The sequence below is a fragment of the Streptomyces sp. ISL-1 genome, from assembly GCF_018614585.1.
In the GTDB taxonomy this organism is placed as follows: Bacteria; Actinomycetota; Actinomycetes; order Streptomycetales; family Streptomycetaceae; genus Streptomyces; species Streptomyces maoxianensis.
Window position 1 is genome coordinate 172,061 of the sequence record NZ_JAGGOI010000007.1, and the last position, 12,744, is coordinate 184,804.

A 12,744-nucleotide genomic window follows, 5' to 3' on the forward strand; every position below is an offset into this window, starting at 1 on the left:
CCATCGGACGCAGCCCCCTTTCCCTCGGTGTCTCCCGCATGATACTCAAGAAAGTGACTAGTCAGATTCTTGAGTATCGGGATCTGTGTCATCTGTATCAGTGGTAACCGTTTCAGGAGGAGTCATGGACGCTACCGAGCGTTTCCGAGCAGCTGTCGAGACGCAGGACCTGGCCGCCGTGGACGACCTGTTCACCGAGGACATCCGCTTCTACAGTCCGGTAAAGTTCACCCCCTTCGAAGGCCGGCCGATGGTCCTCGGCCTCCTCGGCGTCCTGCTGCGTACCTTCGAGGACTTCCGCTACGTCGGCCGGTTCGCCGGCGCGGCCGAGACCAGTACGGACGGCGAGGAAGCTCCCTCGGAGATCCTGCTCTTCCGGGCAGCCGTGAACGGCAAGCAGATCCATGGCATCGACCTGCTCCAGTTCGACGAGGCCGGCCGGATCAAGGAGTTCACCGTGATGGTCCGACCCATGTCCGCGGTCCAGGCCCTGAGCGAGGCGGTGCTCGCCGGGCTGGTCGAGGACGGCCTCGTCCCCGACCCCGCAGGGCACTGAGCGGCCGCCCAGAACAGCCCGGACCGATCCGCGGCCGACTCGCCCGTGTCGCTCTTGGGCCGAATGGGTGAGGAGCGCGAGGATGGGACGCATGAGTAGGTACGAGAGGTACGACGTCACCGACGAGCAGTGGGAGGGCCTGGCCCAGGTCGTCCCGCTGCGCAGCCGTAACGAGTGGCCGTCGCGGGTCGACCACCGCACCGTCCCCCGGGACTACGCGGCGGCGGAGCAACGTCGTTTCGTCGTGCTGCGGGTGCAGGTCTTCGCCGACGCGCGTGAGGTCGCCGACTACCTCATCGCCCAGATCCCGGTGCTGCTCGACCTCACCGGCGCCGACACCGATGTCGCCAAGCGGATCCTGGACTTCAGCAGTGGTGTCGTCTTCGGGCTCGGCAGCGGGATGCACCGGGTTGACCGGAACGTCTTCCTACTGGCTCCGATCGGCACGGAGGTCGAGGGGATAGCGGCCGCCGCCGTCCCCCGTTCGTAGGAAGCCCGTCGAGGCGGAACGGTTCGGCGCACTTCGCGCTGCGTACCGTCCGGCTCATGGACGCAAACACCCCGCTCAACGGCGCGAACAGCGCTCGCCCCGGCATCACCGAACTGCGGCTCTCCGCCTTCAGAACACACCGGGGCGCGGCCTTTCCCCTCGGTCCGCTGACGCTCTTCGCGGGGGCGAGCGGCAGCGGCAAGTCGAGCGTCCTGCAGGCGTACGAGGCGCTGGCGCGGCTGGGTGCGGGCGACGACCTCGAGGCCGCGTTCCCCGATCCCGTGGCGTGTGTGCCCGAGTGGGCCCAGGCCGACGGTCAGGGCCGGCGGGGATTCAGGATCGGCTGCACCGTCGACGGCCCGGCCGGTCCCGTACGGCTTGATCTCGCCGTACAGGCGGAACCCGAACTGAGGGTCGTCGGCGAGCGGTTGACCAGCGGCGGGCGAACCCTGCTGACCACCGCGCTGCGCGATCCCGGCCGGTCCTGCGTGCAGGCTGCCTGGCACACTGCCGGGGCCGCGTCGGTAACGCGTGCCCCACTGCCGGACGACCGGCTCGGCACGGCCCTGCTGCCGTTGCGCGTGGCAGGCAAGACGCAGGGGCAGTTACAGGTGCTCGCGGCCGCCGAGCAGGTGGTGGTCGCGCTGCGGTCCGTATTCGCCTGTGACCCGCAGCCGCACCGGATGCGTGAGCCGGTGGCGGCGGGGGATGGGCGGCTGAGGCGCGGCTGCGACAACCTCGCGGAAGTACTCCACCGGACCCGGAGCGAGTGCGCCAAGCGGCATGCGCGACTGGCCGCGGCCGCGCGCGTGGGGTGCGCGGGGATGGTTGAGGAACTGGCCGTCGAGGAGCTGGGCGACGGGACGGTGCGCGCGCTGCTGGGCCGGGGCGGCACGCGGGGAGCCACTCCCGTGGGGCGGCTCGGCGAGGGCGAGTTGAGGTATCTGGCGCTCGCGCTGGTGCTGCTGACCGGGCCGGGAGTGCTGGCCATGGAGCAGGCGGCCGAGGTGCCGTCGGCGTACCAGGCTCTCACTGTTCTCGCGGACGGCTTCGACCGCTGCCTGGACCCGCGACAGGCGCGTGAACTGGTGTCGCTGGGCACGGAGGTGTGCGCGCGGGGTCATGTCCGGCTGGTGGGGGCGGTCGCCGATGCGTCGTATGTGCGCGGAGTCGACGGCGTGACGGTGGTAGACCTGGTGCCGTGACGACAGATGACGGACGGGACGGACGGGACGGACGGGACGGACGGGCCGGACGAGACACAGAGGGTGGACGGGGCGGGTTGGACGGGCCGAGCGGACAGGACGGACAGGGCGGGCTGCGCGGGCTCGATGTGGCGGGGCTGCAGCGCAGGCTGGCCGAGTTCGCGGCGTCGCGCGGCTGGGAGCCGTACCACACCCCGAAGAACCTGGCCGTGGCGCTGAGCGTCGAGGCGTCCGAACTGGTCGAGATCTTCCAGTGGTTGACGCCGGAGCAGTCGGCGCGAGTGATGGACGAGGAGGGGTCGGCGCACCGGGTGCGGGACGAGGTCGCGGACGTCCTGGCGTATCTGCTGCAGTTCTGCGAAGTGCTCGGAATCGACGTGCTCGCCGCGCTCTCCGACAAGATCGACCGGAATGAGATCCGGTTCCCGGCGAAGTGATCGTCGGCGCGCCGCGTGATCCGCCGGACCTTCCTTCGTCACTCTATGGAGTTGGCCGGATATCCACAACGGCCTTGGTGTCCACAGATTTCCGAATTCCCTTGGCGTTCAGGCTCAAGCTCCTTCACTCTGGGTAATGAACTGAGTGGGCAGTAAGTCGTACGAACGGGGGCGGCGTACATGGATGCGGAACGGCTCATCGGAGTCAGCCGGCATGCCCTGGCTCAGAGTCGGGCGGTGCCGGACATTGTGGCGGAGGCCTGGCAGGCGCAGGCACTCGCACAGGCGATCGGGAGCAAGCTGGCGGTCTGTGGACCGCTGGAGCTGAGAGCCGAGGCGCGCGGGCTCAGTGAGATCGGCGGGCGCGCATGCGGAGTGCTTGATCATCCGATGGTGCGCAGCGGTGGGGTCAGGGCGGCACAGTTGTCCGAAGTGGCAGATGCGCGGGGGACGTTGATCGGGCTGGGAGTGCTGCTGGGAGATGTGGGAATCGCGCTGGTCGGGGTCGCGTGCGCCACGGATGAGGAGGGCTTGTACTGGCAGTGCATCGAGGCGATAGACGCCGCGGACGAGTCGAGCGACCGGGTGCGGGGAATGCTGCGCCGGCTTGCGGAGAGACCGCCCGACACGATCCGGGGCAGAGCTGATCCGGTGGCTGTGGCGGGGCCGGTGGAGGCGGTGGAGCCGTTGGGGTCGCTGGATGTGTCGGATATGCCGGATTCAGTGGAGCCGTCGGCCTCGTTCGGCCCGTCTGGCCCGCCCGCCCCGTCCAGTGCGCCCTCCGGCTCGGTGGACGTCCTGGACGCGTTGGACTCGGCGGCGGGGCCGTCATGACCTCGCGGTGGTCCGGCGGGGGCCGCGCGGGCGGGGCGCGCCCCGCAGGAGTGGAGGGTCTTCACCCCACCCGGCCGGTGCCGCCCCGGTGGGGACAGCGGGGTTGGCAGTCGTTGAAAGGTGCAGGATGGATGCATGGATCTTCGAATCTTCACCGAGCCCCAGCAGGGGGCGAGCTACGACACCCTGCTGACCGTTGCCAAGGCCACCGAAGACCTCGGCTTCGACGCCTTCTTCCGTTCCGACCACTATCTCGCCATGGGGTCCGCCGACGGACTGCCGGGGCCCACCGACGCCTGGATCACCCTGGCCGGGCTGGCCCGCGAGACCAAGCGGATCCGCCTCGGCACGCTGATGACGGCCGGCACGTTCCGGCTGCCTGGCGTGCTGGCCATCCAGGTCGCGCAGGTCGACCAGATGTCGGGCGGCCGGGTCGAGCTGGGGCTGGGTGCCGGCTGGTTCGAGGAGGAGCACAAGGCGTACGGCATCCCGTTCCCCAAGGAGAAGTTCGGGCGGCTGGAGGAGCAGCTGGAGATCGTCACCGGGCTGTGGGCCACGGAGGTCGGCAAGACGTTCTCGTACGAGGGCGCGCACTACCAGCTCGTCGACTCGCCGGCGCTGCCCAAGCCCGCCCAGTCGAAGCTGCCGGTGCTGATCGGCGGGCACGGGGCGACCCGCACCCCCCGGCTGGCCGCGCAGTACGCCGATGAGTTCAACATCCCGTTCGCCTCGATCGAGGACACCGAGCGGCAGTTCGGCCGGGTCCGTGCCGCGGCGCAGGCGGCCGGGCGAGGAGCGGACGATTTGGTGTACTCCAACGCCGTCGTCGTATGTGTGGGCAGGGACGACGCGGAGGTGGCGCGCCGCGCGGCGGCCATCGGGCGGGAGGTGGACGAACTGAAGGCGAACGGGCTGGCCGGCTCGCCCGCCGAAGTGGTCGACAAGATCGGGCGGTACGGCGCCATCGGATCGTCCCGGATCTACCTCCAGGTCCTGGACCTCGACGATCTCGATCACCTGGAGCTGATCTCCTCCCAGGTCCAGTCCCAGCTGAGCTGATCGCCGTGCGCCCCGCCCGTACTCTCGCCGCCGCCCTGGCCGAAGGGGTCGTCGTGCTCGACGGTGGCCTCTCCAATCAGCTGGAGGCGCAGGGCTGCGAGCTCTCCGACGAGCTCTGGTCGGCTCGGCTGCTCGCCGACGGTCCGCGCCAGATCGAGGCGGCGCATGCGGCGTATGTTCGGGCGGGCGCTCAGGTGCTGATCACCTCCAGCTACCAGGCCACGTTCGAGGGGTTCGCGCGGCGGGCAGTCCCGCGGGAAGAGGCGGCGGGACTGCTGGCGCGCAGTGTGGAACTGGCCCGAAGCGCGGGCGAGTTGATCGGGCGGGAGGTGTGGGTGGCAGCCTCGGTCGGGCCGTACGGCGCGATGCTCGCGGACGGCAGCGAGTACCGGGGCCGGTATGGACTGTCCGTGCGAGAGCTGGAGCGCTTCCACCGGCCGAGGATCGAGGCCCTGGTGGCGGCGGGCCCCGATGCGCTGGCGCTGGAGACCGTGCCGGACATGGATGAGGCAGAGGCGCTGATGCGGGCGGTCGACGGGTGCGGGGTGCCGGTCTGGCTCTCGTACAGCATCTCCGGCGAGCGCACCCGGGCCGGCCAGGATTTGGCGGAAGCGTTCGCTCTGGCCGCCGGCCGGGACCAGGTGATCGCTGTCGGGGTGAACTGCTGCGAGCCGGGTGACGCGGACCGTTCGGTGGAGCTCGCGCAGTCGGTGACCGGTAAGCCGGTGGTCGTCTATCCGAACAGCGGCGAGCGCTGGGACGCCGAGAAGCGGGGGTGGCGGGGCGGGGCCACGTACGACCCCGGCCGGGTGCGGGACTGGCTGGCGGCCGGGGCCCGACTGGTCGGCGGCTGTTGCCGGGTCGGGCCGGAGCAGATCGCGGAGCTCACAGCGGCCATCGAAGGCGGCGACCGCTAAGGGCGGCGGCCATCGAAGGCGGTGGCGTCCAAGGTGCGGCGTCCAAGGCGCGGCGTCCAGGGTGCGAGCTACACGGGTGCGGCGTCCAGGGCTGCGGCGGTAGGCGCCGACGCCGCCACGCGAAGCTGTTCCCACCTGCCTGTGGGTAACCGCCCCCGCCTAGAATTCCCTGGTCAGGACGGGTGAATACGACCATACTCGGACGCGTGTTCCTGACGATCAGTACCACCGGCACCCCAGAACGTCCCGCCACCGACCTCGGCTTTCTGCTGCACAAGCATCCCGACAAGGCGCAGACGTTCTCCACGTCGCACGGCACGGCGCATGTCTTCTACCCCGAGGCGTCCGCCGAGCGCTGCACGGCCGCGCTGCTGCTGGAGGTGGATCCGGTGGCGCTCGTGCGGCGCGGCAAGGGCAAGGGTCGTGGCGGGGCGCCCGATTCTGCGCTCGCGCAGTACGTCAATGACCGGCCGTACGCGGCGTCCTCTCTGCTGGCCGTCGCGCTGAGCACGGTCTTCAAGAGCGCGCTGCGGGGCGTGTGCGCCGCGCTGCCCGGACGCGCCGAGGCCCCGATGCCGCTGCGCGTCGAGGTGCCCGCGCTGCCCGCGCGCGGAGGGGCGGAGCTGGCCGGAAAGCTGTTCGGGCCGCTCGGTTGGACGTCGGTCGAGGTCGAGCCGGTCGCGCTGGACGAGCAGTTCCCCGAGTGGGGCGACTCGCGCTATGTCCAGCTGACGCTGGAAGGGGAGCTGCGGCTCGCCGACGCGCTGCGGCAGTTGTACGTCCTGCTGCCGGTGCTCGACGACGCCAAGCACTACTGGGTCGCGCCCGACGAGGTGGACAAGCTGCTGCGGGCGGGCGAGGGCTGGCTGGCCGAGCACCCCGAACAGAAGCTGATCACCAGCCGCTATCTGTCCCGCCGCTGGGGGCTCACCCGGCAGGCGATGGAACGTCTTGAGCTGGTACGGCTGGCCGAGGCCGACGACCTCGAAGTCGAGGACGTCGACAATGCCGTTGACGAGACGACGGACACCGAAGAGAAGCCGGTTCCGCTCGCCGAGCAGCGGCGGGACGCGATTCTTGAGGCGCTGCGCGGGGCCGGGGTGAACCGGGTGCTCGACCTGGGCTGTGGACAGGGCCAGCTGGTGCAGGCGCTGCTCAAGGACGTCAGCTTCACCGAGATCGTGGGAGTTGATGTGTCGGTGCGTGCGCTGACCATCGCCGGGCGCAGGCTGAAGCTGGACCGGATGGGGGAGCGGCAGGCCGCTCGGGTCAAGCTGCTGCAGGGCGCGCTCACCTACACCGACAAGCGGCTGGCCGGCTATGACGCGGCCGTGCTCTGCGAGGTCATCGAGCACCTTGATCTGCCCCGGCTGCCCGCGCTGGAGTACGCGGTGTTCGGATCCGCCCGGCCGCAGACCGTGATCGTGACGACGCCGAACGTCGAGTACAACGTCCGCTGGGAGACCCTGCCCGCCGGGCACGCGCGCCATGGGGACCACCGCTTCGAGTGGACGAGGCAGGAGTTCCGCACCTGGGCGGAGGGCGTCGCCGAACGGGACGGCTACGGCGTCGAGTTCGTCCCGGTAGGGCCCGACGACCCCGAGGTGGGGCCGCCGACCCAGATGGCTGTCTTCACCAGGACCGACAAGGCCGAGGCTGACAAGAACAAGCCCGAGGCCGAGGCTGAGACCGAAACCGAGACCGAGAAGGAGGCGAAGGCCGCATGACCAGCACAAACACCACGACCGCCGCGCCGGCGAAGCGCAGGCTCCCGGTGACCGACCTGTCCCTCGTCGTCCTCATCGGCGCCACCGGATCCGGCAAGTCCACCTTCGCCCGCCAGCATTTCAAGCCCACCGAGGTCATCTCCTCCGACTTCTGCCGCGGCCTCGTCGCCGACGACCAGAACGACCAGGGTGCGAGCGGCGACGCCTTCGACGTACTGCACTACATCGCCGGCAAGCGGCTCGCGGCCGGGCGGCTGACCGTCGTCGACGCCACCAGCGTGCAGCCGGAGAGCCGCAGGCAGCTGGTGCAGCTGGCGCGGCAGTACGACGTGCTTCCCATCGCGATCGTTCTCGACCTCCCGGAAGAGGTGTGCTCCCAGCGCAATGCGCTGCGCCCCGACCGGGCCGGGATGCCGCGCCATGTCATCCAGCGTCACCGCCGTGAACTGCGGCGCTCGCTGCGCGGACTGGAGCGCGAGGGCTTCCGCAAGGTGCACATCCTGCGCAGCGTGGAGGAGGTCGAGACCGCCGAGGTCGTCCTGGAGCGTCGCTACAACGACCTCACGCACCTCACTGGCCCCTTCGACATCATCGGCGACATCCACGGCTGCAGCTCTGAGCTGGAGACCCTGCTCGCCAAGCTCGGTTATGCGGACGGCGCCCACCCCGCGGGGCGTACGGCCGTTTTCGTCGGCGACCTCGTCGACCGCGGACCGGACAGCCCCGGTGTGCTGCGCCGGGTGATGAGCATGGTCGCGTCGGGCAACGCCCTGTGTGTGCCCGGGAACCACGAGAACAAGCTCGGCCGCTACCTGAAGGGCAGGAACGTCCAGCACACGCACGGACTGGCCGAGACCGTCGAGCAGTTGGAGAAGGAGGACGACTCCTTCCGCGAGCAGGTGCGGGAATTCATCGACGGCCTGGTCAGCCACTACGTCCTGGACGAGGGCAAGCTGGTGGTCTGCCACGCCGGTCTGCCCGAGAAGTACCACGGACGCACCTCCGGCCGGGTCCGCTCGCACGCGCTGTACGGCGACACGACAGGCGAGACCGACGAGTTCGGCCTGCCCGTGCGCTACCCGTGGGCGGAGGACTACAGAGGGCGCGCCGCTGTGGTCTACGGCCACACACCCGTGCCCAGCACATCGTGGATCAACAACACCATCTGCCTGGACACCGGAGCGGTCTTCGGCGGCAGAATGACCGCGCTGCGCTGGCCGGAGCGCGAACTGGTCGACGTACCGGCCGAGAAGGTCTGGTACGAGCCGGTCAAGCCGCTCGGCACCGAAGCGCCCGGCGGCCGCGAAGGCAGGCCGCTCGACCTCGCCGATGTGCAGGGACGGCGGGTCGTGGAGACCCGGCACATGGCCCGCATCGGCGTACGCGAGGAGAACGCCGCGGCGGCGCTCGAAGTAATGAGCCGTTTCGCGGTCGACCCGCGGCTGCTCACGTACCTGCCGCCGACGATGTCGCCGACCGCGACCTCGAAGGAGGAAGGCTATCTGGAGCACCCGGCCGAGGCCTTCGCGCAGTACCGGGCCGACGGCGTCGCCAAGGTCGTGTGCGAGGAGAAGCACATGGGCTCGCGGGCGGTGGCGCTCGTCTGCCGGGACGCCGAGGTCGCGCGCGAGCGGTTCGGGGTCGGGGCTGCCTCCCCGGCCGGGGGCTCCGGGGCAGGTCCAACCGGTGCGCTGCACACCCGTACCGGGCGGCCGTTCCTCGACGACGAATCCATGACGGAAGAGATCCTGGACCGGCTGCGCACGGCCGTCACCGAAGCCGGTCTCTGGCAGGAACTGGACACCGACTGGCTCCTGCTGGACGCCGAGCTGATGCCCTGGTCCCTCAAGGCTTCCGGGCTGCTGCGCTCGCAGTACGCGGCGGTCGGCGCCGCTTCCGGCGCCGTCTTCCCCGGCGCCACGGCGGCCCTCGAAGCGGCGGTCGCGCGCGGCGTCGAGGTGGAGGGACTGCTGGCCAAGCAGCGCGGACGCGCCGGTGACGCCGCCGCGTTCACCGAGGCGTACCGGCGTTACTGCTGGACGACCGAGGGGCTTGACGGAGTGCGGCTCGCTCCGTTCCAGATCCTCGCCGTACAGGGGCGTTCGCTTGCGTCCGTGCCGCACGACGAGCAACTGGCATGGCTGGACCGGCTGGTGGAGCACGACCCCACGGGCCTGCTCCAGGTCACCCGTCGCCTCGTCGTCGAGACCGGCGACGAGGCATCGGTCGGCGCCGGTGTCGACTGGTGGCTGGAGATGACCGGAAGGGGCGGCGAAGGCATGGTCGTCAAGCCGCTCCAGGCACTTGCCAGGGACGGGAAGGGCCGGCTCGTGCAGCCAGGCATCAAGGTCCGCGGCCGCGAGTACCTGCGGATCATCTACGGTCCCGAGTACACCCGCCCGGAGAACCTGGAGCGGCTGCGCAATCGGTTCCTCAATCACAAGCGCTCGCTGGCGCTTCGGGAGTACGCGCTGGGTCTCGAGGCCCTGGACCGGCTGGCCGACGGCGAGCCGCTGTGGCGGGTCCACGAGGCGGTCTTCGCGGTGCTGGCACTGGAGTCGGAGCCGGTCGACCCCCGGCTGTGAACTGTTCGGGTGGATCTCGTGGACCATTCGCCGGGTGAAGGGAGCCCCGCGCGGCGAGGATGGGGGCATGGGATTCCACGTCGACTCCGAGACCGGGCGGCTGCGCCAGGTCATACTGCACCGGCCAGATCTGGAGCTGAAGCGCCTCACCCCCAGTAACAAGGACGCCCTGCTCTTCGACGATGTGCTGTGGGTGCGCCGCGCCCGTCACGAGCATGACGGGTTCGCGGACGTCCTGCGAGACCGTGGGGTGGTGGTGCACCTCTTCGGCGATCTGCTGCGCGAGTCGCTGGAGATCCCGGAGGCCAGAAAGCTCGTCCTGGACCGGGTCTTCGACGAGAAGGAGTACGGGCCGCTCGCCACCGACCACCTCAGAGCCGTCTTCGACGAGCTGCCCACGGCCGACCTGGTCGAGGCGCTCGTCGGCGGGATGACCAAGCGGGAGTTCCTCGCCGGTCATCCCGAGCCGACCTCCGTCCGCTTCCATGTGATGGACCTGGACGACTTTCTCCTCCGGCCGCTGCCCAATCACCTCTTCACCCGCGACACCTCCGCCTGGATCTACGACGGCGTGTCCATCAACGCCATGCGCTGGCCGGCCCGGCAGCGCGAGACCGTCCACTTCGAAGCGATCTACAAGCACCACCCGCTGTTCACCGGCCCGCGGGCGGGGGAGTTCCACCACTGGTCGGAGGGGCAGGACGACTACCCCTCCACCATCGAGGGCGGCGATGTCCTGGTCATCGGCAATGGCGCGGTGCTGATCGGGATGAGTGAGCGCACCACTCCGCAGGCCGTTGAGATGCTGGCGCGCGGGCTCTTCGCGGCGGGCTCCGCCCGGACCATCGTGGCGCTGGACATGCCCAAGCGGCGTGCCCTGATGCATCTCGACACCGTGATGACGATGGTCGACCGTGACACCTTCACCCAGTACGAGGGGCTCGGCATGCTCCGCTCGTACACCATCGAACCGGCCGTCGGACCGCAGGCCCTCAAGGTCACCGACCATCCGCCCGAGCACATGCACAGCGCGATCGCCGCCGCGCTGGGGCTGAAGGAGATCCGGGTGCTCACACCGACGCAGGACGTGCACTCGGCGGAGCGCGAGCAGTGGGACGACGGCTGCAATGTGCTCGCCGTCGAGCCGGGCGTCGTCGTGGCTTATGAGCGCAATGTCACTACAAACACCCATTTGCGCAAACAGGGCATCGAAGTGATCGAGATCCCCGGCAGTGAGCTGGGGCGGGGCCGTGGAGGTCCCCGCTGTATGAGCTGTCCGTTCGAACGCGATGCCGTGTAGGGCCGTAACCCGACCCCGCGGCCCCATGGTGCCCGTATAGCAATGCAGTCTCTCGTATATACTTCCACGGTCACCGCATTTGCGACCCAGGAGCAGCCACCATGGCGATACATCTCGAAGGCCGCCACTTCCTCAAGGAGCTGGACTTCACCGCCGATGAGTTCCGCGGCCTGATCGATCTGGCCGCCGAGCTCAAGGCTGCCAAGCGGGCGGGCACCGAGGTCCAGCGGCTGCGCGGCAGGAACATCGCGCTGATCTTCGAGAAGTCGTCGACCCGTACGCGCTGCTCGTTCGAGGTCGCTGCCGCCGACCAGGGCGCTTCGACGACGTACATCGACCCGTCCGGATCGCACATCGGCAGCAAGGAGTCCGCCAAGGACACCGCGCGGGTGCTCGGCCGCATGTTCGACGCCATCGAATTCCGCGGTGACGGCCAGGCCACCGTCGAGGAGCTCGCCGCGTACGCGGGGGTGCCGGTCTACAACGGCCTCACCGACGACTGGCACCCCACCCAGATGCTCGCCGACGTGCTCACCATGACCGAGCACAGTGACAAGCCGCTCGACCGGATCTCCTTCGCCTATCTCGGGGACGCCCGCTTCAACATGGGCAACTCCTACCTGGTGACCGGCGCGCTGCTGGGCATGGACGTACGGATCGTCGCGCCGAAGTCGTACTGGCCGGCCGAGGAGATCGTGACCCTTGCCCGCGCGGCCGCCGAGACCAGCGGCGCCCGGATCATCCTCACCGAGGACATCGCCGAGGGGGTCCGGGGTGCGGACTTCGTCGCCACCGACGTCTGGGTGTCGATGGGTGAGCCCAAGGAGATCTGGGACGAGCGCATCAAGGTGCTCGGTCCCTATGCCGTGACCATGGAGGTGCTGCGCGCCACCGGCAATGCGGACGTGAAGTTCCTGCACTGCCTCCCCGCCTTCCATGACCTGGGCACCAAGGTCGCTCGCGAGATCCATGAGAGCCACGGCCTGACCGAGCTCGAGGTCACCGACGAGGTCTTCGAGTCTGAGCACTCCGTCGTCTTCGACGAGGCGGAGAACCGTATGCACACGATCAAGGCGGTCATGGTCGCCACACTCGCGGCCGCCGGATAGTCACGCGGTGGTCGGGGGCCGCGCCCTCTCCCGCAGCCCCGAGCGGGAGCAGGTCAGCAGCTCCGCGAGGGGAGCGTGAACCAGACCGCCTTGCCCGCATCGGTGAGGCGGTGCCCGCAGGCCGAGCTCAGCGCGCGGATCAGCAGCAGACCCCGGCCGTTCTCCCTCCAGGCGTCGGGCGCCGGGCCGTGCCCGGGCCGGGGCCAAACGCCCGGCGGGGCCGGGTCGCCGTCATGGACCTCCACCTGACAGCCCGTCGCCAGGAGTTCCACCACCAACTCGATGGGGCTCTCGCCACTGGTGTGCTCCACCGCGTTGGCAACGAGCTCCGCCGTGAGCAACTCTGCCGTGTCGCTGTCCGCCGACACCTCGATCTCCGCCAGCGCCGTACGGATCAGGGCGCGGGCGATGGGCACGGCGGCCGCGGTGTGCGGCAGCGCGATGCGCCACGAGGCGGGGACTGGCATGCCGGAGAGTTCGAGCAAGACGGGGGTCCATTCGAGGTGCGAGGTCGTGGATTCAACC

Annotated in this window: 11 protein-coding genes and 1 pseudogene; 11 read left to right on the forward strand and 1 reads right to left on the reverse strand. The window is 69.8% G+C overall.

Annotated elements, in window-relative coordinates; all coding sequences use genetic code 11:
- Positions 1 to 124: 124 nt before the first annotated feature.
- From J7E87_RS06190 to argF, 11 genes and pseudogenes are all read left to right on the forward strand, one after another.
- Entirely contained in the window at positions 125 to 556 is a 432-nt protein-coding gene (locus J7E87_RS06190; RefSeq protein WP_215090735.1) for a nuclear transport factor 2 family protein, read from the forward strand.
- A gap of 91 nt (positions 557 to 647) precedes the next feature.
- Positions 648 to 1,046 (forward strand): cell division protein SepF, encoded by a 399-nt coding sequence (locus J7E87_RS06195; protein ID WP_215090737.1) that lies wholly within the window; start codon positions 648 to 650, stop codon positions 1,044 to 1,046.
- 56 nt (positions 1,047 to 1,102) lie between these two features.
- The gene (locus tag J7E87_RS06200; protein WP_215090739.1) at positions 1,103 to 2,251 is read left to right on the forward strand and encodes an AAA family ATPase; all 1,149 of its coding nucleotides are present in this window, start codon (positions 1,103 to 1,105) and stop codon (positions 2,249 to 2,251) included.
- 77 nt (positions 2,252 to 2,328) lie between these two features.
- Positions 2,329 to 2,688, forward strand: coding sequence for a nucleotide pyrophosphohydrolase (locus J7E87_RS06205; RefSeq protein ID WP_374195142.1), 360 nt, complete (start codon positions 2,329 to 2,331; stop codon positions 2,686 to 2,688).
- Between the two features lie 180 nt (positions 2,689 to 2,868).
- Positions 2,869 to 3,339: pseudogene (locus J7E87_RS06210) on the forward strand (DUF6099 family protein); the annotation flags it as partial.
- A gap of 318 nt (positions 3,340 to 3,657) precedes the next feature.
- Complete coding sequence (locus J7E87_RS06215) at positions 3,658 to 4,581, forward strand: LLM class F420-dependent oxidoreductase (protein ID WP_215090741.1); 924 nt, start codon at positions 3,658 to 3,660, stop codon at positions 4,579 to 4,581.
- A 5-nt stretch (positions 4,582 to 4,586) separates the two neighbouring features.
- On the forward strand, positions 4,587 to 5,498 hold the full coding sequence (mmuM, locus tag J7E87_RS06220) for a homocysteine S-methyltransferase (protein WP_215090743.1): 912 nt from the start codon (positions 4,587 to 4,589) through the stop codon (positions 5,496 to 5,498).
- 206 nt (positions 5,499 to 5,704) lie between these two features.
- Positions 5,705 to 7,225, forward strand: a complete 1,521-nt coding sequence (locus tag J7E87_RS06225; protein ID WP_215090745.1) for a 3' terminal RNA ribose 2'-O-methyltransferase Hen1 — start codon at positions 5,705 to 5,707, stop codon at positions 7,223 to 7,225.
- Positions 7,222 to 9,810: a polynucleotide kinase-phosphatase gene (locus J7E87_RS06230; protein WP_215090747.1), complete on the forward strand. Its 2,589-nt coding sequence runs from the start codon at positions 7,222 to 7,224 to the stop codon at positions 9,808 to 9,810. The genes J7E87_RS06225 and J7E87_RS06230 overlap by 4 nt, the downstream gene beginning before the upstream one ends.
- Before the next feature lie 67 nt (positions 9,811 to 9,877).
- Positions 9,878 to 11,110 carry an arginine deiminase gene (locus J7E87_RS06235; protein ID WP_215090749.1) on the forward strand — a complete coding sequence of 411 codons (1,233 nt, stop codon included), beginning with the start codon at positions 9,878 to 9,880 and terminating at the stop codon, positions 11,108 to 11,110.
- 101 nt (positions 11,111 to 11,211) lie between these two features.
- Positions 11,212 to 12,219 carry an ornithine carbamoyltransferase gene (gene argF, locus J7E87_RS06240; protein WP_215090751.1) on the forward strand — a complete coding sequence of 336 codons (1,008 nt, stop codon included), beginning with the start codon at positions 11,212 to 11,214 and terminating at the stop codon, positions 12,217 to 12,219.
- Between the two features lie 53 nt (positions 12,220 to 12,272).
- On the opposite strand, the gene J7E87_RS06245 is transcribed toward argF, so the two are convergent.
- Positions 12,273 to 12,686, reverse strand: a complete 414-nt coding sequence (locus J7E87_RS06245; RefSeq protein ID WP_215090753.1) for an ATP-binding protein — start codon at positions 12,684 to 12,686, stop codon at positions 12,273 to 12,275.
- Positions 12,687 to 12,744 lie beyond the last annotated feature (58 nt).

Bases quoted from the DNA above. Each gene is read 5' to 3' on its own strand.
- J7E87_RS06200 (WP_215090739.1), top strand. From the start codon at position 1,103: ATGGACGCAAACACCCCGCTCAACGGCGCGAACAGCGCTCGCCCCGGC.
- J7E87_RS06195 (WP_215090737.1), top strand. From the start codon at position 648: ATGAGTAGGTACGAGAGGTACGACGTCACCGACGAGCAGTGGGAGGGC.
- J7E87_RS06245 (WP_215090753.1), bottom strand. From the start codon at position 12,686: ATGCCAGTCCCCGCCTCGTGGCGCATCGCGCTGCCGCACACCGCGGCC.
- J7E87_RS06230 (WP_215090747.1), top strand. From the start codon at position 7,222: ATGACCAGCACAAACACCACGACCGCCGCGCCGGCGAAGCGCAGGCTC.
- J7E87_RS06190 (WP_215090735.1), top strand. From the start codon at position 125: ATGGACGCTACCGAGCGTTTCCGAGCAGCTGTCGAGACGCAGGACCTG.
- J7E87_RS06215 (WP_215090741.1), top strand. From the start codon at position 3,658: ATGGATCTTCGAATCTTCACCGAGCCCCAGCAGGGGGCGAGCTACGAC.
- J7E87_RS06235 (WP_215090749.1), top strand. From the start codon at position 9,878: ATGGGATTCCACGTCGACTCCGAGACCGGGCGGCTGCGCCAGGTCATA.
- argF (WP_215090751.1), top strand. From the start codon at position 11,212: ATGGCGATACATCTCGAAGGCCGCCACTTCCTCAAGGAGCTGGACTTC.